The organism is Chitinophaga sp. Ak27 (assembly GCF_012726295.1).
Lineage (GTDB): Bacteria > Bacteroidota > Bacteroidia > Chitinophagales > Chitinophagaceae > Chitinophaga.
The window spans coordinates 1,270,810-1,291,104 of the sequence record NZ_JABAOB010000001.1 but is presented as its reverse complement, the minus strand read 5'-3'; the positions used below and the strand labels follow the sequence as shown (position 1 = coordinate 1,291,104).

Annotated in this window: 16 protein-coding genes and 2 tRNA genes; 10 read left to right on the top strand and 8 right to left on the bottom strand. The window is 47.1% G+C overall.

Annotation, left to right across the window (positions count from 1 at the left end):
- Positions 1-74: 74 nt before the first annotated feature.
- Positions 75-2,642, bottom strand: coding sequence for an outer membrane beta-barrel family protein (locus HGH90_RS05025; protein ID WP_168763933.1), 2,568 nt, complete (start codon positions 2,640-2,642; stop codon positions 75-77).
- 165 nt (positions 2,643-2,807) lie between these two features.
- Positions 2,808-3,395, bottom strand: coding sequence for a DUF445 domain-containing protein (locus HGH90_RS05020; protein WP_168763932.1), 588 nt, complete (start codon positions 3,393-3,395; stop codon positions 2,808-2,810).
- 230 nt (positions 3,396-3,625) lie between these two features.
- Between HGH90_RS05020 and HGH90_RS05015 the strand changes: the two genes are divergently transcribed.
- Positions 3,626-3,699, top strand: a tRNA-His gene (locus HGH90_RS05015).
- A 227-nt stretch (positions 3,700-3,926) separates the two neighbouring features.
- Here the strand turns inward: HGH90_RS05015 and HGH90_RS05010 are convergent.
- Positions 3,927-4,000: transfer RNA gene (locus HGH90_RS05010), tRNA-His, on the bottom strand.
- Positions 4,001-4,420: 420 nt separating this feature from the next.
- On the opposite strand from HGH90_RS05010, the gene HGH90_RS05005 reads away from it, so the two are divergent.
- Entirely contained in the window at positions 4,421-5,626 is a 1,206-nt protein-coding gene (locus HGH90_RS05005; protein ID WP_168763931.1) for a hypothetical protein, read from the top strand.
- Between the two features lie 121 nt (positions 5,627-5,747).
- Here the strand turns inward: HGH90_RS05005 and HGH90_RS05000 are convergent, their stop codons facing one another.
- Positions 5,748-6,152, bottom strand: a complete 405-nt coding sequence (locus HGH90_RS05000) for a hypothetical protein (protein WP_168763930.1) — start codon at positions 6,150-6,152, stop codon at positions 5,748-5,750.
- A gap of 107 nt (positions 6,153-6,259) precedes the next feature.
- Here HGH90_RS05000 and HGH90_RS04995 point away from each other — a divergent pair, with 107 nt between their 5' ends.
- A complete protein-coding gene (locus HGH90_RS04995) occupies positions 6,260-6,799 on the top strand; it encodes a hypothetical protein (RefSeq protein ID WP_168763929.1) in 540 nt (179 codons plus the stop codon).
- Here the strand turns inward: HGH90_RS04995 and HGH90_RS04990 are convergent.
- Positions 6,796-7,767: a lipase family protein gene (locus HGH90_RS04990; protein ID WP_168763928.1), complete on the bottom strand. Its 972-nt coding sequence runs from the start codon at positions 7,765-7,767 to the stop codon at positions 6,796-6,798. The two genes, HGH90_RS04995 and HGH90_RS04990, sit on opposite strands and share 4 nt — an antisense overlap.
- 266 nt (positions 7,768-8,033) lie before the next feature.
- Here HGH90_RS04990 and aspA point away from each other — a divergent pair, with 266 nt between their 5' ends.
- Positions 8,034-9,437 carry an aspartate ammonia-lyase gene (gene aspA, locus HGH90_RS04985; RefSeq protein WP_168763927.1) on the top strand — a complete coding sequence of 468 codons (1,404 nt, stop codon included), beginning with the start codon at positions 8,034-8,036 and terminating at the stop codon, positions 9,435-9,437.
- Between the two features lie 119 nt (positions 9,438-9,556).
- Positions 9,557-10,897: an anaerobic C4-dicarboxylate transporter family protein gene (locus tag HGH90_RS04980; RefSeq protein WP_168763926.1), complete on the top strand. Its 1,341-nt coding sequence runs from the start codon at positions 9,557-9,559 to the stop codon at positions 10,895-10,897.
- 73 nt (positions 10,898-10,970) lie between these two features.
- Here HGH90_RS04980 and HGH90_RS04975 read toward each other — a convergent pair whose 3' ends face one another.
- On the bottom strand, positions 10,971-13,433 hold the full coding sequence (locus HGH90_RS04975; RefSeq protein WP_168763925.1) for an MG2 domain-containing protein: 2,463 nt from the start codon (positions 13,431-13,433) through the stop codon (positions 10,971-10,973).
- Between the two features lie 120 nt (positions 13,434-13,553).
- Here HGH90_RS04975 and HGH90_RS04970 point away from each other — a divergent pair, with 120 nt between their 5' ends.
- Positions 13,554-14,795 (top strand): NAD(P)/FAD-dependent oxidoreductase, encoded by a 1,242-nt coding sequence (locus HGH90_RS04970; RefSeq protein WP_169190520.1) that lies wholly within the window; start codon positions 13,554-13,556, stop codon positions 14,793-14,795.
- Positions 14,796-14,893: 98 nt separating this feature from the next.
- Here HGH90_RS04970 and HGH90_RS04965 read toward each other — a convergent pair whose 3' ends face one another.
- Positions 14,894-15,523, bottom strand: a complete 630-nt coding sequence (locus tag HGH90_RS04965; RefSeq protein WP_168763923.1) for a deoxynucleoside kinase — start codon at positions 15,521-15,523, stop codon at positions 14,894-14,896.
- A 41-nt stretch (positions 15,524-15,564) separates the two neighbouring features.
- Positions 15,565-16,050 (bottom strand): 2-amino-4-hydroxy-6-hydroxymethyldihydropteridine diphosphokinase, encoded by a 486-nt coding sequence (folK, locus tag HGH90_RS04960; RefSeq protein WP_168763922.1) that lies wholly within the window; start codon positions 16,048-16,050, stop codon positions 15,565-15,567.
- An 86-nt stretch (positions 16,051-16,136) separates the two neighbouring features.
- Here folK and sppA point away from each other — a divergent pair, with 86 nt between their 5' ends.
- The 4 genes from sppA to HGH90_RS04940 all read left to right on the top strand — a co-directional run bounded on the left by sppA (position 16,137) and on the right by HGH90_RS04940 (position 20,292).
- On the top strand, positions 16,137-17,888 hold the full coding sequence (gene sppA / locus HGH90_RS04955) for a signal peptide peptidase SppA (protein ID WP_169190519.1): 1,752 nt from the start codon (positions 16,137-16,139) through the stop codon (positions 17,886-17,888).
- A gap of 161 nt (positions 17,889-18,049) precedes the next feature.
- The gene (locus HGH90_RS04950) at positions 18,050-19,156 is read left to right on the top strand and encodes an ABC transporter permease (protein WP_168763920.1); all 1,107 of its coding nucleotides are present in this window, start codon (positions 18,050-18,052) and stop codon (positions 19,154-19,156) included.
- 39 nt (positions 19,157-19,195) lie between these two features.
- Complete coding sequence (locus tag HGH90_RS04945) at positions 19,196-19,726, top strand: SRPBCC family protein (protein WP_168763919.1); 531 nt, start codon at positions 19,196-19,198, stop codon at positions 19,724-19,726.
- Between the two features lie 35 nt (positions 19,727-19,761).
- Positions 19,762-20,292 (top strand): SRPBCC family protein, encoded by a 531-nt coding sequence (locus HGH90_RS04940; protein ID WP_168763918.1) that lies wholly within the window; start codon positions 19,762-19,764, stop codon positions 20,290-20,292.
- Positions 20,293-20,295: the final 3 nt, after the last annotated feature.

Sequence of the window (20,295 nt, the reverse complement as noted above, 5' to 3'; positions counted from 1 at the left end):
AAAAACATGGCCGGCAGCCGCGCTACTGCGTGGCTAACCGGCCTGTGGTTTGCATTCACCTTCTTAGATATCTTTTAGAAACTCTGCATAGGATCGCCCATCTGCATATCGTTTCCATTTCCCTGGTCTTTCTTTTTCTTTTTAAAGAGCGAAGCATCGAATTTTCCAAAGCGATAGCTGAAGTTGAGCTTCAGTATACGGGATTCGCGCTTGCGGATATAATCCTGCGCAAACTCCGGAGTGGCCTGGTTTAGCTCGTACTGGCGGGTATTGAAGATATCCGACAGGCTAAGTGTAACTGCTGCTGCTTTGTTTTTGAGAAATTCTTTCTTCACTGCTATATCTACGGTACTGAAGCCTTTGATGGTGCCCTGTGCGGTGGTTGGAATCTGGTTGAAGCCGCCGCCGCCGCCACGGCCTCCACCACCGCCGGATGCCGGCAATGCAATGGTAGGCGCCTGGTAGGTGGCATTTACCTGTACCGTGAAATTGGCAGGTAACCTGGTTTCTGAATTAATTTTGGCAAACCAGCTAAAGCCACTGTTGTTGTAGTTCTGACCATTGGCATTTACCTTCATATCCGTTTGATAAAGGTTCACATTGCTGGTAAGATCCCATCCTTTTACTACCTGGTTTTTCAGCGTAAGTTCTGCGCCATAGGAATTACTCCTGTTGGCATTGATAAACTGGGTGAGCAGTGTATCTGCACCAATAGGCGTACTGATGGTGGAAATCATGTTATTAGTATTCCTGAAATATACGCTTCCGAGGAAATTGCTGTTAGCCCAGTTTTTAACATAAGAAAACTCAAAGCTGTTGGTGTATTCCGGCTTCAGGTTAGGATTTCCTTCGCGTTGGTTCTGCGGATCGCTATAATCGCGATAAGGAATCAACTGGAAGAAATTAGGCCTGTTTACCCGGCGGGAGTAGTTGAGCTGCAGCTCCTGTTCATGTTTTAATTTCTCTGACAGGAATAAGCTGGGATATAGTCCTGGTACAGCTTTGGTAGGCTTGTATTTGGTGCCTTCATTTTCGCCGGCATATACATATTGTTCTACGCGTAAGCCTGCCTGATAGCCGAAGTTACCAATGGTATTGGCGAAGTTGGCATAGCCGGCGTATATTTCTTCGTTGTATTTGTAGTTGTTGGACAACAGTGGGTTGGGGATAAAATTACCACTGATGGTATCTTTGTCAAACACGTTATACATGCTGGTATAATCACGCACGGTGGCTTTGGCGCCCAGTTCCACCTTCCCGTTTTTCCCGATTGGATTGGTATAATCGGTTTGGAAAGTCATGAAAGTTGTTTTGCCGGAGGTGGTATTATTTTGCAGCATGGCTTGCCCCAGTGGCTGGCCCATGGCGTCCTGCGCCTGGGTGAGGTAGTCACCATTGCGGCTATTGGAGCTCCGGTTATAGTTAATGTCGGCCGTCCACTCTTTATTGGGTTTAGCATACGTATGCTTGAAACTCAATGCAGTGGTATAGTTCCGGAAGTTGAAGTTGTTATTGTTGAGCCGGTTGCTTTTGCTGGTGATAGTATGATTGCGATCGGAAAAAGTACTGGCGAGGTCTTCCTGGTTTTTGAAATCACCTGCTACGATGTTCTGTGAAACAGAGATCGTGTTCCGGTTATCGAGCATATAGTCGAGTCCGAAGCGACCAAACTGGAACAGGGGTTTAGTGGTGCTGTTGCTGTTTTGGAGCAGGTAGCTGGTATCTTTGGCGGCGCCACTGCGATAGTTGCTGCGATTGGTAGTACCATCAGCCCAGTTGTGATTGGAGTTGATATTGTAGTTGGCAAATACGTTGAATTTTCCCTGGCGGATGTTGATATTGCCGCCGCCATTGAATTTGTTTCCTGTGCCTACGCCTGCATTTACCGAACCATTGAATCCTGCTTTACGGTTTTTCTTCAGCACGATATTTAGTATTCCTGACATTCCTTCTGCGTCGTATTTAGCAGAGGGATTGGTTACCAGTTCAATGCTTTCAATGGCATCTGCCGGTATCTGATCGAGGGTGAGCGTAGAAGGTTTACCATCTACGAAAATATTGGGAGAAGCGTTACGCACAGTAACGTTACCATCAAGGTCAACGTTTACTGCCGGTACACTTTTTAATACGTCTTGAGCTGTACCACCTACGCTGCTAAGGTTTCTGTCTACATTAAATATTTTTTTATCAATCCCCATAGTGAAAGCGCTTTTCTGGCCGGTTACTTCCACGCTTTGCAGGGTTTTTACATTGGGTTGCATTTTAAGGTTGCCCAGGTCCTGTTCTATTGTCTGGCCGGTGATGACTACTTTTTTGACTACGCTGGTATAACCCATGAAGTTAACGCGTAGTATCATGGGCCCGAAGGGTAGATTTTCCAGGCTGAAATCTCCATTAGGTTTAGTGAGCATGCCGGTTACAAGAGCAGAGTCTTTTTGTTTCAGTAAGGTAACAGAAGCATATTCTATGGGCTTTCCTGTTTTGGCGTCCACCAGTTTGCCATAAAGGTGGCCTATCTGTGGCATGTTGGGGCGTCCCTGTTGAGTAGGTCCTTGCTGGGGATTCGTAGCTCTCGGCGTCTGTGCATGGGTATGGACTTGCCATAGTAATAGCCCGGCAAGTACTGCATAGCATTTTTTCATCCTGTTTATGTTTTATCCCGACTTTTCTTATCAGATCAAACAAAAGTATCGGGGTATAGGTATGAAAGGTCGGAGATTGTGATGAGTGGGATTATTATCCGCAGGAAATCACAAAAACAGGCGCTAAGAGGTCTTAACAGTAGTTAACAAAGCCGGTGTGGCAGCTTAAAGGAGACTAATACCCATGGCAATGAGCCCGGTGATAAACCCGGTGAGAGCGCCCAGCCATTTAAATTGCCGGAGGGCAGCGGGGAGGAGGCGGTGAACCGTACGTTCCAGCTCTTCTGCGGAAATGGCCGTAATTTTTTCTGTCACCATTTTTTCCAGGTCCAGGTCTTTTTCTGCGTTGTCGAGGTATTGGTTAATTAAAACAGGGAAGAGTGTATCCAGTTCAGCTACCAGGTGTGATTTGATCTGGTTAACGATGCTGTCGCCGATGAACATGGAGAGAACCGGCATTGCTTTGGGGAGTCTTTCGCGGAGGAAGGCATCCAGGTGGGTTTCCACCAGCGGAATGATTTTTTTTATCTTTTCCGGATCTGTCAGTTTGCGCTTAATGTCTTCAAAGGAAAAACTTCCGGCCACCATAGCACCAATACCTGCGGCCAATTGCGCCTGTCTTTTGGGGAACATCCCGTGTAAGGTGATGAACCCGATTTTTACGGGTTGATAGGGGCGAAACAGCAGTGTAGTAGCAAGGCTGTTAAGCAACCAACCAATGAGGGCGGCAATAACCGGGAGGAAAAAGATCATTATGAGTAATTGATTTTCAGGTTATCACAAATGTAGAGAATCAACAGGCAATTTTTGCATAGTTTATAATAAGATTGTTTTAACGATATGCTTTCTTCCAGATGGAATAGTTACTGTGGTTATTTCTGCGCGGAAAAATCTTATTTAAAAAAACAAAGAAAAAATTTCTTTTGTAGAGAAAGTTTCTCTTATATTTGCACTCCCAAAAACGAGATAATCGTTTGGACACGGTGGTTGTAGCTCAGTTGGTTAGAGCATCAGATTGTGGTTCTGAGGGTCGAGGGTTCGAAACCCTTCAATCACCCAAGATAAAGTAAGGCTTCAGTAATGAGGCCTTTTTTATTTTTATATCTCTCGCAAAACAGTCAAGCAGTAAAGTCGCTAAGCAATTTTTACAGCAATAAGATGGCAGGAAATTTTTCGATGAAGCAATAAGGAAGTGAAGACGTTATGCTGAAACCTTTTTTACTGATTTGTTCCGTTAGAAAAACAAAAAAGGCTTCGTATTTTACGAAGCCTTTTTAAAACCTGGGTGATTGAAGGGTTTCGAACCCTCGACCCTCAGAACCACAATCTGATGCTCTAACCAACTGAGCTACAACCACCGTTTTTCCGTTGTTGGGAGTGCAAAGATAAGCGAAAGTATTTTTAAATTCCAAAAACTTTGAATAAAAAAATTTCAAGGCGTTACATATGTGAATTACTGTAAATGTAATTGCCGGTCCACCATGTTAACTGATCTGGTTGTTTGTGGGCATTTGTTACCAGGTTTAGAATTATTCACAGGTTTTGCACACTTCCGGAAAAAATGTATCTTTGCGCACTTTCCCATTCCATTCCCATTTTTTTAATTAGTTGATTATCAGCTGAATGTTGTTTGCTTAGCATCATTGATGTCCTGGTTTCCGGGTATTTTGATGCGGTTGAGTGCGGATATGTTACCCAGGCTGGAATATTTAACAAAATTCCTTTACTACTGTCAATTAGAGTAATATAAGTGTTTAATTTTTAATTGTATATACATTATGGATCAGCTAAAACTGAAGTTACAGGAGTACTATCAGCGTTACCAGCAAATGGACCAACGGGTGAAGCCTGGAAAGGAGGAGCCTGGTTTTGAGGACGTGCTGGACATGGAAAACGATATTCTTTCACAGTTTGGATTGCCGACGTCCCGTCGATTTGTACAGATACTGCACGACTTTGTACATCACGGTCATGTGAGCGACCAACTGCTGGATTTTGTGAGCAAGAAACTGCGTACCGCTGCGCGTAAATACCTGTTATCGCCTGTTATGTCGGACATTGATTTGCTGGAAGGAGCCCGCGAACAGAAACGGAGTCCCTACGATGTATTACCGGAGTTGGGCTACCCGGTACATGAATATGCATTGTTCCTGCTGGGAGAACTCTTTTACCGCCGCAACATGGCCGCTACCGATATTGTGGATGAGCTGAAAAAAATGCAGCACTTCGACAGCTGGAGCGATCTGATGTTGTTGAGCAAAATACATAATCACACTACCCATGAATTGTATACCAAGCTGAAAAAGCATGAGCTGCGCTTCATCGATGAGTTTATACAGTTTACCCGCCGCCAGGAACCATCCCGGCTGGTAAATAAACGCGCTACTCCCCTGGAAGAAGGTTATACACCCAACTACAAAACCATTACCAAGGTGCAGGTGGAAGACATCATTTTCGATGAGCAAACTTCTCCCAGCTTATTTGGTAAAATAAAGAGTGGTCGCGGTTACGCCCGCATCACCATCAGCCTGGAGTTTTCAGAATTGAACCAGATCCTGATGAGCAGCGATGAACTGGGCGTAGAGATCAGTAATCATATCAAAAAACGCCTGGCTAACCCCGCTGCGGAAAAGCCAACGGTAATAGATATACGTGCAGAATTCGGAGATGTATTGAAACTCGACAACTGCTATCTCGAGGTATATAAACCTCAGCACAGAGAAGGCAGCAAATGGGTAGAAGACAAAGATAACTTCTACTTCGTAGATAAAATTCTCTCTAAAAAAGAATTTGAAAAACGGACCAAGGAAGCAGAAGTAAAACGTAAAATACAAGAATGCCTGGAACTAATCGGCGGCTCCTATGTATATTACCAACGGCTGCGCCGCCTCGGTATCACGGATGAAGAAGCCAAGCTGCGTGCAGGCTTACAGGACGAACTCCTGTTTAAATTGTCTTTCTTCCTGAATAAAGTGAAAGAGTAGCGTAAAGCTAAAAGCATAAAGCAAAAAAGCTATTGAGGCGAATGACGTAAGCGGATACTCGCTCGGTTCATTCGCCTCAATAGCTTTTTTGCTTTATGCTTTTAGCTTTATACTTTCGCCCCTAGAGCAATCCGATACCCAGCGTGAGCACACATACGGCGAGTAAAAGAACACCTGTATATAAAATACCTATCCATTGATTGGGGGCTGTTCTTGTCCTCCCTGCGGCTGCTGCAAAAAATCCGCCGCTGATCAGCAACGTACTCACGGGCACGCCTATCCGGACCAGCCAAATCAATCCTGCACTCAACGAGGCCTCATCTGCCAGGAGCTGACAAATCAACGATAAAAGTAACAATACCCCTGCATGCGCATGGCCTGCCCTGAACATGCCCTGCTGAAAAGGGGTAAGTGATAACCGGGACATCTTTCCGCTGACGACCTTTAAAAGAAAATATCCTCCAAATTCTATGGTGGGAACGGTGATCAGGATAAGCCCGCACATCAACCTGGCTGAAGCTGTCATAGTACAAGTATTGGTAAGACGATAAATATACCTGCTTGTTTATTGCGGTCCCTTAACAAATGTTAGTTTCTTCCTTACAGGGAATTTTTTATGTTTGAGGAAAAAAGATGGAAGAACTTACATTGGGCGTTGGCTCCAGGGTGCAGCACGCCCACTTCGGCCCCGGCGTAATTGTAGCAGTAAAATATGCACAATACCGGGTAACCTTCATGGACCACGGTATTAAAATGATCGATAAAACGGATCCACTCTTTGAAGTACTCGTAGCGGAAAACGCAACGCCTGAAGTAGAAACGGCATCCGACGTGGAAACATCGCTGCTCAAAATCCTGCGCCTCTGGGGCGGCATTACGGAGGTAGTGCCTCTGGGCGACCGCTGGAAAGGTGGTACGCTGATCCTGCAGCCGGGCGATGCTGGCCTTAAAGCCAAAGAATTGCCGATAGATACCTTTTTCCATAAAATAGTGATGCTGCGCGATCGCCTGCGTGTACTGGAACAAAACATCAACAGCCATAAAGTACTGACGGATGAAGAAAAGATAAATATCCAGCAATATATTACCCGGATCTATGGCTCTCTTACCACCTTCAATGTTTTGTTCAGAGACAAGGAGCATTGGTTTACCGGTGAGAAGACCAACGACTAGTTTGTATCTATATGATAAATCTGTTCCAGCTCCCAGCGGTAAGGCCCCAACATGTGATGGGTAAATACGTTTTTACCGTTGAAAGGAAATTTTTCATCATACCCGTTTACAGGATATAATATCACCGGGGTGCCTGCCGGGGTATAACTGTGGCTGTTCACAAAATCCGGCCGCCCATACCCCGGCAAAATTTTCTGTACCCGCTTGGCAGCAAACTTTCCCAATACCCGTTGCAAACGCCGGGATGACCGTTTGGTAGGGCGGTCGAGGCGGCCGTACATATAGCGTAAGGCGCCGCGGATAGGCCATTTTTGTGCTTTGATAGCGCCGCTGATATCTGTAAAGGGATTAACCGTAGTAAAGTCGCGGGTAGTTTGAATAGAGAACGGAGTTTCCGGTACCCAGTCGCGCGTATTCACAACTCTTAAGCCCCAGCCATCGCGGCTGATGTAGTCAAAATCATATGCATATTCCTGGTTACCTGGTTTAGGAGCGGCGCTGGCATAGGTTTTAAACACCAGGCCCTTGGGAAGCCCTTCCGCATACTCAAAATAGGAGCGCATCAGGAAACAGATAGCACCGCCCTGGCTATGCCCGAAGATAATATATTCGTGTATGCCTTGCTGATAGTATTCATTGATTTTACGGATCATGTCGGGACCCATAGCGGCTACAGCCAGCATCCAGCCGGCATGTACATAAGCTTTCGGATTTTGTGCCACTTTGTAGGGAACAATGGTGCTGTCGTTCAGTTTTAGCTTTCCCTCGGCGGGGATCATACCGGCGTAAAAGTTTTCCAGCCAGGAAGTGCTGGTACCGTTGGTACCACGGATAGAAATAATGCCTACGCCATCTTTGCGCAACCATAGATCCCAGCGATTTTCCAGTCCCACTACCGGCGAACGGTACACCAGCTCACAATCCCGGGGTGGCGTGCTCGTCACTTTTGTCCAGGGCGTGTCTGCCATGCGGTCTACCAGTTTTAACAGTTCGCTGTACTCCGAAGGATTGAAATTAGGTGCTAGGTGCTGTCCAACAGCATTATTTCTCCCGAAAAATAAAATTAGAAAACAGAACAGTGAAATGCGGATCCCCATAGAAAATTACGAATTACAAAACATGAACAACGTATAAAATACTAATAAAAGTGCGTTGCTTTAAAACAAAATGAAACAATCCAGATGATGCTATTGTTCTAAATGCGTTTAACTTCCATGCCTAAATTAATCTAAATATGGGAAAGAGAATTGAGCACGATTTCCTCGGAGAAAAGGAAATACCCCAGGATGTTTACTACGGTATTCAAACATTGCGTGCTATTGAAAACTTTCATATTACCGGTATTCCGCTGATGGTGGAACCCGTATTTGTTCAGGCATTGGGTTATGTAAAGAAAGGTGCGGCTATGGCTAACCGGGACCTGGGCGTACTGGATAAAAATATTGCGGAATATATTATTAAGGCATGCGACCGGGTGATAGCAGGGGAGTTCAATAACCAGTTCCTGAGCGACCTGATACAAGGCGGCGCCGGTACTTCGGTGAATATGAACGCCAATGAAGTGATTGCCAATATTGCGCTCGAAATGATGGGCAAGGAAAAAGGGCAATATGAATTTTGCCATCCCAACAATCATGTAAACTGCTCCCAGTCTACTAACGATGCTTACCCCACGGCCTTCCGTATTGCGCTGATGAATAAACTTACCGGTTATAAAGAGATACTGGGCGACCTGGCAGGAGCCTTCCATGCCAAGGGAGAAGAGTTTAAAGACGTGCTGAAAATGGGCCGCACCCAATTGCAGGATGCCGTACCTATGAGCATGGGAGATGAGTTCAAAGCTTTTGCCACCAATATCAATGAAGAGCTATCACGGATAGAAGACAGCAAACGCCTGATCTCCGAGATCAACATGGGAGCTACCGCCATTGGTACGGGTGTAAATGCGCCCAAAGGATATGCCGCGCTGGTAACTAAATACCTTGCCGAAATAACCGGGCTGGAACTGGTGCTGGCAGGCGACCTCATTGAGGCTACTTACGATACAGGCGCTTACGTTCAGCTGTCGGGCGTGTTGAAGCGTACTGCGGTGAAGATTTCCAAAATATGCAACGACTTGCGGTTATTATCTTCCGGACCACGTACGGGGCTAAACGAAATTAACCTGCCGCCTATGCAGCCGGGTTCTTCTATTATGCCGGGAAAGGTAAATCCTGTCATCCCGGAGGTGGTAAATCAAACAGCTTTTTATGTTATTGGCGCCGATCTGATGGTGACCATGGCAGCCGAAGCAGGGCAGTTGCAGCTCAACGTAATGGAACCTACCATTTCTTTTGCATTGTTTACCGCCATCACTTATATGAGCAATGCCTGCAAAACCCTGAAAGACAAATGTGTGGTGGGTATTACGGCCAATGCTGACCGTACGCGGGAAATGGTGATGCAGAGTATTGGGATAGTGACCCAGCTGAATCCTATTATCGGTTATGAGAAATGCTCTGCCATTGCGCGGGAAGCGCTGGAAACAGGTAAATCGGTACATGACCTGGCAGTAAAGGAAAAGCAATGGGTAACACAGGAGAAATGGGATGAAATTTTCACCTTCGATAACCTGATCAGGCCTCAATTTATACAATAAGTATGCGTGCCGGCTAACCGGATAACCGGCTGGCCGGAGCTACACCGCAGTATTACAGGCATTGATAGCGACTGGTATTTATGACTGAATATGGTTATCTTCAGCCATACTTTCTTCATATGATCTGGTTACAATTTGCAATTTTACTGGGGGCTATCCTTATTGGTGCCCGTATGAAGGGCATAGGATTAGGGGTGATGGGTATGGTGGCCCTGGCAATTTATATCTTCCTGTTCAGGATGCGTCCTGCAGATCCGCCTATCGATGTAATGCTGATCATATTAGCGGTAGTGAGCACTGCAGCTACCCTGCAGGCTGCGGGGGGAATGGATTACCTGGTAAGGCTGGCGGAGAAGATCCTTCGTAGCAAACCTTCACTGATTGTGTTACTGGGACCGTTGGTCACCTATGTATTTACCCTGTTTGCCGGTACAGCGCATGTCACGTATTCCCTGCTACCCATTATTGCAGAAGTATCTACCAAAAAACGTATACGGCCCGAAAGAGCGCTGAGTATTTCCGTGATCTCTGCCCACCTGGCTATTACTGCGAGCCCCATATCAGCGGCTACTGCGGCGTTGTTGACGATCCTTGGTGGCAAGATGGCCCTGCTGGATATCCTGAAAGTCTGTATTCCGGCTACGCTGATAGGCACACTGGCGGGCGTAGCAGTATGCTGGAAGAAAGGGAAAGACCTGGATAAAGACCCATTGTTTCTCGAGAAAATGAAGGATCCTGCTTTCGCCGCAAGTATCAATACAGATGTGGCTACGGCCGCAGCGCCTTTGTTGCCCGGCGCCAAAGTTTCAGTTTTTATTTTTGGGTTAGCGGTGTTGATGATTGTGTTGGTGGGCGCGTTTCCTGCTATGTTGCCTTCATTTGGAGCGGGCAACAGTAACCTGTCGGTAGATGCGCTGGGACATATTAAGATGTCGGCCATCATAGAACTGGTGATGCTGGCGGCAGCTGCGGCTATTATGTTGATTTGCCGTACAACAGCAGCGGCGGTGGCTAAGGCTAGTTTGTTCAATTCCGGTGCGCAGGCAGTGGTATCTATTTTCGGGGTAGTGTGGATGAGCGCTACTTTCATGCAAAGTAATGCCGCTACCATAGAGCATGCCCTGGGAGATATGGTGCGTTCGGCGCCCTGGACTTTCGCTATTGCCTTGTTCCTGCTGAGCATCCTGCTTTTCAGCCAGGCGGCCACTACCAAGGCATTGATGCCGCTTGGGGTCACCCTGGGTATTATACCACCCTATATGCTGGCCATGTTCCCGGCAGTAAACGGCGACTTTGTATTACCTGGTTATCCTACGCTGCTGGCAGCCATTAACTTCGACCGTACCGGCAGCACCCATATAGGTAAATATCTCGTGAATCATAGCTTTATGATACCCGGTATAGTGAGTGTAGCTGTGTCGGTAGCAGCGGGCTTTTTGCTTGCAGGGATATTGTTGTAGTACTTACTATCATAAAAAAGGGAAGGCGAATGATGATCATCATTCGCCTTCCCTTTTTTATGACATGATTTTATCAAAATTCCTTTTCCAGCCGGCCCACGCTACCATCTTCGGTAATACCTTCCGCCACCAGGCGGAAACGTTTAGTGAAGTCGTTGTTGTAGAAATGGAAACGGGCGGTATGCATCGTAGTGTCTATCGCTACATTCGGATTCCAGTAGAGAGTGAGGCGCTTATCCGGTAGGGCATGCACCTCTTTCTTCACGGAGTAATCAGGAGAATAGAACTGTTTTACAACTGTATAGCCAGCTTTCTTATACAGTTTAAATCCTCTGATGCTGGGATCATTTTTAGGTGCATTGTCGCCGCCTTTCTTAGTATATACCGCGATGGCGCCGTTAGCGCCCCCAAAGCCGCCCATAAATGGAGGACGGAATACTTTTACCAGGGCGATGTCCTGCATGGAGAGAGTGCTCAGCATGCTCACATCTGTTTGCATTTCATTCAGGTATAAGCCTGGTTTTCCACCGCGCCAGGAGAGGGAAGGATTGTTGAGATCACCGGTGATCTGTAACCCTGCTACTTTTGACTGGAGATATTGGAAAACGTTGAGTGAAATCGGTGTTTCCTTGGTGAGGTCGAAGGAGTAACCATCGCCGCCGGAGAACATACCGGAAGTATAGCGTTTTTCGGTGGTTTCCTCTGGTTTCACCTTTTTGGCATTTACGTTTACTTCCTGCAGGTATACCGTTTTGTTGTTGATAGAGCGCATTACTTTGTTGCCTTCTGATGCCGTTACGAGGAACTGCTTCAGCGCGTTAGGATCTACTGCTGGCGGTACCCGCAGCGGATAAGGTATTTTAATTTGTGTAGGACGTTCGAAGAAGTGGTTATCGAACTTCACATTTACATCTACTCCTTTTTTCACGAGGTCGTTGCCCTGGTAATAGATATAGGCTGTATCGGGGAATACCATGTTGGCTACTTCAAATTGTCCTTTGTCATTGATAGGTGCAGAAGCAAACATAGAGGAGCTGTCTATCGGCAGGCGGATGATCATATCCAGTTTGCCGGTAGGCATGGGCCGGCCATTGAGCATGGTGGCAACTCCTTTCATGCTGAGTCCCTGTTCGTAAGGGAATCGGATGTCAGGAAACTCGTTTTTGACGATTTTTTCCCAGCTGAAGCGCGACCAACCATTGGTCATCATCACCAGGTCCAGTCCTTTCAGCGTAGAGTCGGCGGTATTGCGGAAGTACCAGGATGGGTTATAAATATATCCTTTCAGATCGGAGGTCAGTAAGAAGGTAGATACAATGTTGTTGGAATTTTTATCTACCGGTACCGCATCGGCATCTGTTACGGATACAGAGATGTTGGATTGCATGCTATCGGGTAATCTCAGCTCTATGGTATTCAGTGACCGGGGTTCTTTATGAGTGTCGGCATCCAGTACATCCATTTCCAGCAGGTCATTTTTACGGACAAACGCCAGTCGCTCAGACAAAGGCAGTCCTGTTTTGGCAAAGAGGGTGATGTGGAGGATACCGGTAGGGATGTGATCTGCCGGGATAAAGCCACTGATGCGGCCTTCTCCAACATTGAGACTGGCTTTATATACCAGCTGGGAGCCCATTTGGGCCAGGATGACAAGGTCGTTGAGCGAGGTGTCGGTAACATTACCGGGAACGGCCTGGTAGAAGATGCGGTTGCCTTTGTTGAATATTTTCAGGGAAGCACCGGTGGTTACTGCTGCAGGAAGAGCAATGGTTTTGGTGCCTTTCGTGCTTTTCACAACCGCCTGGAATGCATCCTGGGCATCTGCGGGTGTAATTTCGAAGCTACCCATTCCATCATGCAGGGTTTTAATGACTGCGTTGCTGGTGTTTTTACTATTTTTTACCGTACCGGAAACTTCTATCGGGTAGCCGTTGTTGTCGATGGCTTTAAAGGCCACCACGTTAGGCTGGCCGGCGATCAGGTTTCCGCCTTCGGGGAAGAACTGTACAGAAAAGTCGGGCGCCGTGGCGGCGGCAGTATCTGCCGGTACTTTACTTTTGCCGGAGGCATCAAATATTTCAATATTCCTGCTATAGCTGAAGGCGGGGTCGAAGTTGAGCATCCAGGAGGTGTAGGCGCGGAGCTGGTATACGCCTGGTTTCTGGGTTTCTGGCAGTTCGAAGAAGCCCGGTGAGCCCCCATTGCCTACGGCGAACAATTTTTTCTGGACAATAGTATTGTTTTTATCAAGCAGTTCTACATAAAGATTGGTGGCGGTGGTAGCCGGCGCGCCCTGCAAGGTGAGGTATCCTTTGAACCAGATGGTTTCCCCGGCGGCATAATAGTCCTTGTCGAGGTGCAGGTATACCTTTTCCGCAGGATAGCGGGAGCCAAATGTATGTAATGCTTTTATGATGCGGTCGGACCAGTCATCATTCGATGGTAGGATAGCCAGTGCACTCATTACGCCGGTTAACAGAACGGCTGGGATCATCCATTTCAGGTGATGTCGCTTTTTCTTCAGGTGCGGTTGCATGCAATATAGTTTGAGCCAGTATAATATATGTAAAAATATAAACTTCGGAAGATTAATCGATAAGATTACAGCAGGTTTGTTATTATTGCGTGTTCAAGCCGTGGTTTTAACAAGATTTTAATGAATTCAGAAAGAAAACGTTTAGTGGTGACTGGTGGCGGGGCTGCCGGCTTTTTTTGTGCTGTGAATGCAGCGCGGCTTTGTCCGCAGCTGGAGGTGATATTGCTGGAAAAAACAGGTAAGCTGTTATCTAAAGTAAAAGTGAGTGGCGGCGGGCGTTGTAATGTAACGCACAATGCGCCGGATATTACGTATATGGCTAAACGCTATCCAAGGGGACAACATTTTGTAAAGAAGGCGTTCTCCCGGTTTTTTGTACCTGATACCGTGGCCTGGTTTGCAGAAAGAGGGGTGAGGTTGAAGGCGGAAGAGGATGGCCGGATGTTCCCGGTAACAGATAATTCCCAAACTATCATCGATTGCCTTTTGAAGGAAGCCGATAAGTATCATGTGAGCATACGTACCAATACAGAAGTAACGGGTTTTACGAAAACGGCCCAGGGCCATTGGGAATTGCAGTTGCAGGCGGGTACTATGCTGAAGGCAGATTACCTGTGCATTGCTGCCGGCGGCTATGCGCAGGCTGGCAAGTTTGCCTGGCTGGAGGCTTGCGGGCATAGCATCGTACCTCCGGCGCCTTCCTTGTTTACTTTTAATATGCCAGGGAACCCGATTACCAGCCTGATGGGCGTGGCTACCACGGCACTGGTAAAGGTAGCCGGTACCAAACTACAGGAGCTGGGCCCGGTGCTGATTACCCACTGGGGTATGAGTGGCCCGGCAGTATTGCGTTTGTCGGCCTGGGGCGCCCGGGAGCTGCAACAAATGCAATATACTTTTACTGCCATAGTGAACTGGTTACCGGATTACAACGAAAACACGCTGCGTGACTACTGGCAACAGGCACGTATCGACGCGGGTAAGCAGAAAATATATAATAAGAATCCTTTTGGATTACCCCAGAGGCTGTGGCAGTTCCTGTTACAGCAGGTGGATATCGGGGAAGATATCCGCTGGGCGGATCTTCCGGCCAAAGACCAGAACCGGCTCATAAAGCTGCTGGTGAGTATGGAGTTTCCAGTGAAAGGAAAAACGACTTTCAAAGAGGAGTTTGTGACCTGTGGCGGCGTTACACTCAGTGAAATAGATCCTGCTACAATGGAAAGCCGGATAGTGCCTGGTTTATATTTTGCCGGGGAAGTAATGGATGTAGACGGAATCACGGGCGGCTTTAATTTCCAGCATGCCTGGACGAGTGGTTTTGTAGCGGCAGCAGCTATTGCTTATAAAGCGCAAAGCTAAAGGCATAAAGCATAAAGCTATTGTGGAGAAACTCAGCGAATATTTAAAATTCGCTTAAATCAATCTCCGCAATAGCTTTATGCTTTATGCCTTCAGCTTTATAGCTTCAAATAATGTACTCCTGGCGCGTATTCCTTTTCCAGTGCCTGCAACAGGTTTTCAAAATCTTTCGGTTGCCGCAGGAAATCCACTTTCGTGGTATCTATCACGAGGGTACGTACCGGATGTTGTTTAATGTACTGCATATAGGTGTCGTGTACATTCAGCAGGTATTCATCCGGAATATGCTGCTCGTAGGACCGGTTACGGTGTTTAATGTTTTCCTGAAGTTTAGCTACCGGCGCATTCAGGAAGATGAGCAGTTCGGGTTGTACCAGCTGCGGATTAATGATATCGAATAATTTCTGGTACAGGGAATATTCTTCTTCCGGCAGGTTAATTTTTGCGAAGAGCAAGCTTTTGATAAAGAGGTAATCAGAAATGATGACATCGCTGAAAAGGTCTTTCGATTGCAGCATTTCCTTCAGTTGTTTATAGCGTTCGGCCATAAAGAACAGTTCCAGCGGGAAAGCGTATTGCTGCGGGCGTTCATAAAAGAGCGGTAAAAAAGGGTTGTCAGCAAATTCTTCCAGGATGAGTTTAGCAGAGAAATGAGCAGATAACATATTTGCCAGGGTGGTTTTCCCGGCGCCTATATTTCCTTCTACCGTAATAAATTTATAGTGCATGAATGTTTATTTAGTATGTAAGCATCGCGGTGGGTAGCTATTTAAGGTTGATAGCGGCTGGCCGGCAATGTGTCGGTGCAGCTGGCTGCCAGTTCGCGCACTGTTTGGTGTAATCCTGGGTGAACATAGTCGGGTACTATTTCCAGTAGTGGTACGAGTACAAATTGCCGGAGCTGCATCCGGGGATGCGGTACTTTCAGTTCCGGCAGCGAGATCACGCTGTCATTGAAAAAGATAAGATCTATGTCGATCACGCGCGATCCCCATTTCTGCTGGCGGATGCGTCCTATTTTCCGTTCAATTTCCAATAGTGTATGCAATAACGTTAGTGCATCCATGTTGGTGCGGATTTCCAGCCCCTGGTTCAGGTAATCGGGTTGATCCACGGCTCCCCAGGGAGCGGTCTGGTATAAGGCGGAGGTTTTTACTACCTCTCCGGCAGTTTCCTGGATAAGGTGTACCGCCTGTTGGAGGTTCCCGGTACGATCTCCCAAATTGCCACCTATAAGTAATATTGCTGTATTCATGTATATTTCGAACCTCAAAAGTAGCCATATTCCTTATTTTTGAAAAAATGTATCTTGTTATCTCAGTTTCATCTTAACAAAAACGTATGCGTTTCTTTAAAGTTTTCCTCGCTTCCCTGCTTGCTTTTATTGTTTTCACGATTATTTGCTTCCTCGTATTAACGGTCATGATAGGTAGGGCGCTTACCTCAGAAAAGGTAAATATTTCCCCTAATGGCGTGCTGGTACTTGAAACCGGTCAGGCCTATAAAGAACAAAAGCTAGTTAACCCGATCGGCGCATTGTTAAGGGATGAACCGGGCGAGGTGCCGGGATTGTACCAGACAATACGCCTGATTGGCAATGCGGCTACAGATGACAATATCAAGGGTATTTACCTGAAAGTAAATGGTAACCCCAATGGATTTGCCAGCACGGAAGAGCTGCGTGATGCGTTGCTTCGTTTCCGCAGGTCCGGCAAATTTGTGGTGGCTTACGGCGAGGTGATGGAGCAGAGTGCCTATTACCTGGCTACTGCGGCCGATAAGGTGTACCTAAACCCCAAGGGAGCAGTAGATTTTACCGGTTTTTCCAGCCAGCTGACGTTTTTAAAAGGAACGCTTGAAAAGCTGGAGATCAAACCGGAAATCTTTTATTGCGGGAAGTTTAAGAGCGCAACAGAACCTTTACGCGAAACGCAGATGACTGAGGCTAACCGGGTGCAGACTACACAGTTCCTGGGCGAGTTATACAGCAATTTCCTGACGGGCGTAGGTAAAGCCCGTCATATAGATACCGCTACCCTGCATGGGTATGCCAATGAAAACCTGATCCAGGAGCCCGCGGATGCGTTGAAGTATAAGCTGGTAGATGGATTGAAATATGACGATGAAATTGTGGCAGAGCTGCAGGGTAAAACTGGTATCAAGCCGGATGAGAAGGTAAACCTGGTGAGCCTGGGTAAATACAATAATGGCACCACGTTAAGTGATGGCAGTGGTGATAATAAGATTGCGCTCATTTATGCACAAGGCGATATTGTTGGAGGAGAATCCGAGCGCGATAATATTATTGCCAGTGAAAATTATATCCGGGAAATCCGCAAAGCCCGGCAGGATAAAGACGTGAAGGCAATCCTGTTTCGTGTTAACTCGGGCGGTGGTAGCGCGTTGGCGTCGGAAGTGATCTGGCGGGAATTGTCGCTGGCCAAAAAAGTGAAGCCGGTAGTGGTTTCTATGGGTGATTATGCGGCTTCCGGCGGTTATTACATCTCTTGTATGGCCGATAGCATCTTTGCGGAACCCAATACCTTAACCGGCTCTATCGGCGTATTTGGAGTAATGTTTAATATGCAGGACTTCTTTAAAAATAAACTGGGCGTTACTTTCGATGGGGTAAAAACCGCTCAGTATGCAGACCTGGGGTCTGTAGGGCGTCCGTTGACAGAAGGCGAAAAACGTTTTATACAGAATGGGGTCGACAGCACCTATGCTTCTTTCAAATCCCGTGTAGTAGCCGGTAGAAAACTGGATGCTGCTATAGTGGACAGCATTGCACAGGGACGTGTATGGAGCGGCCTGGAAGCCCAGAAGCTGGGATTGGTAGACCGTATTGGCGGTATTACCGAAGCCCTGGCCTGTGCTGCCCGCCTGGCTAAGTTGTCTGAATACCGTTTAAGGGAGTATCCTGAGGTAAAGGACCCGGTGTCGAAACTGATGAAGACAGTAGGTGCAGATGTAAGTACACATATGGTAAAGAAAGAGCTGGGGGTTAACTATGAGTTATACCAGCAAATTAAGGACATGCAGGCTATGCACGGGGATATCCAGGCAAGAATGCCATTTAAGTATAGCTTTTAGAAGCTTTTGAGCATAAAGCTTAAAGCAAAAAGCTATTGTAGCGGGTGAGCAAAGCAGATATTTAAGAATCGCGTCCCCCCGCTACAATAGCTTTTTGCTTTCCGCCTTCCGCTTTCTGCTTTTTTATAGTAGTTTTACCGCCGTTTTTAAAAGCAGATCAGATGAATGGAGCTAAGTACAGTCAGCTAAGGGCCATGCTGGCGATAACGAAGGGCAGTTTACGGGGCATTTTCCGCAGTCCTTCCGCCGTGGTATTCAGTTTGGGCTTCCCGATGGTATTTATCCTGGTATTCGGGTTTATTGGCGGCAGCAGTGTTTCCGTAAAAGTGGGAATTGACCGGCAAACGGATATCAAGAGTGAGTTTTACCAGGGGCTGATGCATGTTAACACCCTGAAGATGATTGCCGATCAGCCCGCGGCAGAGATGGAAGATGACCTGAAAAAGGGGCGTTTGGTAGCTATTCTGAATATTGTACCCAGCGAGGGGGCTGATCATGTGATGCACTATGATATCCAGATGCGCACTTCCACGGCGTCGGATGCCAGTAAGAAACAGATCCTGTTGAATATCCTGAAGGGGGTGACGACGAAACTGGATGACGAAGCATATAAACGTCCTACGGTGGCTACCATTAGCCAGACAGAGATCCCTGGCCGTGAGTTTAAAACTATTGACTTCATTTTACCCGGGCAGCTGGGTTTTGCGTTGATGAGTGCGGCGGTTTTTGGTACCGCTTTCCTGTTTTATAATATGCGTCAAACGCTGGTACTCAAGCGTTTTTTTGCTACGCCTATCAAGCGTACTTATATTGTATTGGCGGAAGCCGTGAGCAGAATGATCTTCCAGCTGATCAGTTCGGTGGTAATCATTGCTTTGGGGCATTTTGCCTTTGGCTTTACGCTGGTGCACGGATTTGCCACCTTCCTGGAAATGCTGGTATTATCGGTATTCGGACTGCTGGTATTCATGGGTTTTGGTTTTGTGGTCAGCAGCCTGGCGAAGAATGAAAGCACGATCCCTCCTTTGGCTAATATTGTGACCCTGCCCCAGTTTCTGCTGGCGGGCACCTTTTTCCCGATAGATTCTTTTCCTGGCTGGTTGCAGCCCATTTGTAAAATTATGCCGCTCACTTACCTGATAGATGCCTTACGCAAGGTAGCGTTTGAAGGACAGCATTTATGGCATGTAAGCTGGGATATTGCTATCCTTACCCTATGGGGTGTTGTCGTGTATGCGGTAGCCGTGAAAGTATTCAAATGGGAGTAGCGCGATTTCGTTAGCTTTGTGCTATCTAAATCCAGTCAGATGCAAGCCTTTTTCATTATCCTGGGTGCATTTATTGTCCTAGTACTGGGGCTCTTCATTTTCAGTTTATTCTTGTCCCCCTCCGTAAAGGTAGAGCGATCGTTGCTCATGCCTGCCCAGGCAGGCGCTATTTTCCCGTTGGTCAATGTAGTGCGCAACTGGGAGCTATGGTCGCCCTGGAAAGAACAGGACCCGATGGTGAAGATCACCTATGGGGAGAAGGAAAGCGGCGTGGGCGCGGGCTATAGCTGGGAAAGTCATAACCGTAACGTGGGAAGAGGGCATATGTCGGTCACCGAATCACGGGAGGATCAATATATTGCTACCAACACGGATTTCGGGGGAATGGGGATGGCCAAAGGCTATTTCCGTTTCGATCCCATGCCGGAAGGTACGCTGGTTACCTGGGGAATGATATGCGACATGGGGCACCACCCGCTACGGAAGGTAATGGGCCTGATGATGGATAAGTGGGTGGGGAAGGACGTTGAAAAGGGATTGGGCAATATCCGGCACCTGTTGCAACGATAAGGGGATAAGCCCTTCAACGATAATATATTTTTTCTATGCGTCTTTTTAAGTCATTGGTGATCGGTGTGATCATTTTATGTGGATTGAGTTTCTTACTGTCCTTATTATTCCCTTCCACTGCGGTGGTAGAGCGTACGGGGGTTATTAATGCGCCTATTGATACGGTATACGCCCATGTGAGCAATCTGCGGGCCTGGGATGGCTGGAATCCCTGGACCCGGCCGGACAGTACCGCTACCCTGGTATATTCCGATCCGGCGGCCGGCACCGGCGCCTGGTATAGTTGGGAAGGAAAGCTAAACAGTGGTAAAGTGACCATACTGGATAGCGCGCCAGGCAAAGGAGTACATTACCTATTGGATATCAAAGGGGTACGCCCGGTAAACAGTGGTATAGAACTAAAACCTACTGCCGATGGCAAAGGCACGGCGATATTCTGGCACCAGGAAATAAAACTGGGATTGCTACCGTGGTGGAAGCTCCGGGGGTTCGTGGCTGATAAAATTTATGGACCTGTGATGGAAAGCGGGCTGACGAAGCTCAGCCAGGTTTGTGAGCACCGTTAAATA

Bases quoted from the DNA above. Each gene is read 5' to 3' on its own strand.
- HGH90_RS05000 (WP_168763930.1), bottom strand. From the start codon at position 6,152: ATGACAGCTTCAGCCAGGTTGATGTGCGGGCTTATCCTGATCACCGTT.
- folK (WP_168763922.1), bottom strand. From the start codon at position 16,050: ATGAATACAGCAATATTACTTATAGGTGGCAATTTGGGAGATCGTACC.
- HGH90_RS05005 (WP_168763931.1), top strand. From the start codon at position 4,421: ATGGATCAGCTAAAACTGAAGTTACAGGAGTACTATCAGCGTTACCAG.
- HGH90_RS04970 (WP_169190520.1), top strand. From the start codon at position 13,554: ATGAATTCAGAAAGAAAACGTTTAGTGGTGACTGGTGGCGGGGCTGCC.
- HGH90_RS05025 (WP_168763933.1), bottom strand. From the start codon at position 2,642: ATGAAAAAATGCTATGCAGTACTTGCCGGGCTATTACTATGGCAAGTC.
- HGH90_RS04990 (WP_168763928.1), bottom strand. From the start codon at position 7,767: ATGGCAGACACGCCCTGGACAAAAGTGACGAGCACGCCACCCCGGGAT.
- HGH90_RS04975 (WP_168763925.1), bottom strand. From the start codon at position 13,433: ATGCAACCGCACCTGAAGAAAAAGCGACATCACCTGAAATGGATGATC.
- HGH90_RS04995 (WP_168763929.1), top strand. From the start codon at position 6,260: ATGGAAGAACTTACATTGGGCGTTGGCTCCAGGGTGCAGCACGCCCAC.
- sppA (WP_169190519.1), top strand. From the start codon at position 16,137: ATGCGTTTCTTTAAAGTTTTCCTCGCTTCCCTGCTTGCTTTTATTGTT.
- HGH90_RS04980 (WP_168763926.1), top strand. From the start codon at position 9,557: ATGATCTGGTTACAATTTGCAATTTTACTGGGGGCTATCCTTATTGGT.
- HGH90_RS05020 (WP_168763932.1), bottom strand. From the start codon at position 3,395: ATGATCTTTTTCCTCCCGGTTATTGCCGCCCTCATTGGTTGGTTGCTT.
- HGH90_RS04945 (WP_168763919.1), top strand. From the start codon at position 19,196: ATGCAAGCCTTTTTCATTATCCTGGGTGCATTTATTGTCCTAGTACTG.
- aspA (WP_168763927.1), top strand. From the start codon at position 8,034: ATGGGAAAGAGAATTGAGCACGATTTCCTCGGAGAAAAGGAAATACCC.
- HGH90_RS04950 (WP_168763920.1), top strand. From the start codon at position 18,050: ATGAATGGAGCTAAGTACAGTCAGCTAAGGGCCATGCTGGCGATAACG.
- HGH90_RS04965 (WP_168763923.1), bottom strand. From the start codon at position 15,523: ATGCACTATAAATTTATTACGGTAGAAGGAAATATAGGCGCCGGGAAA.
- HGH90_RS04940 (WP_168763918.1), top strand. From the start codon at position 19,762: ATGCGTCTTTTTAAGTCATTGGTGATCGGTGTGATCATTTTATGTGGA.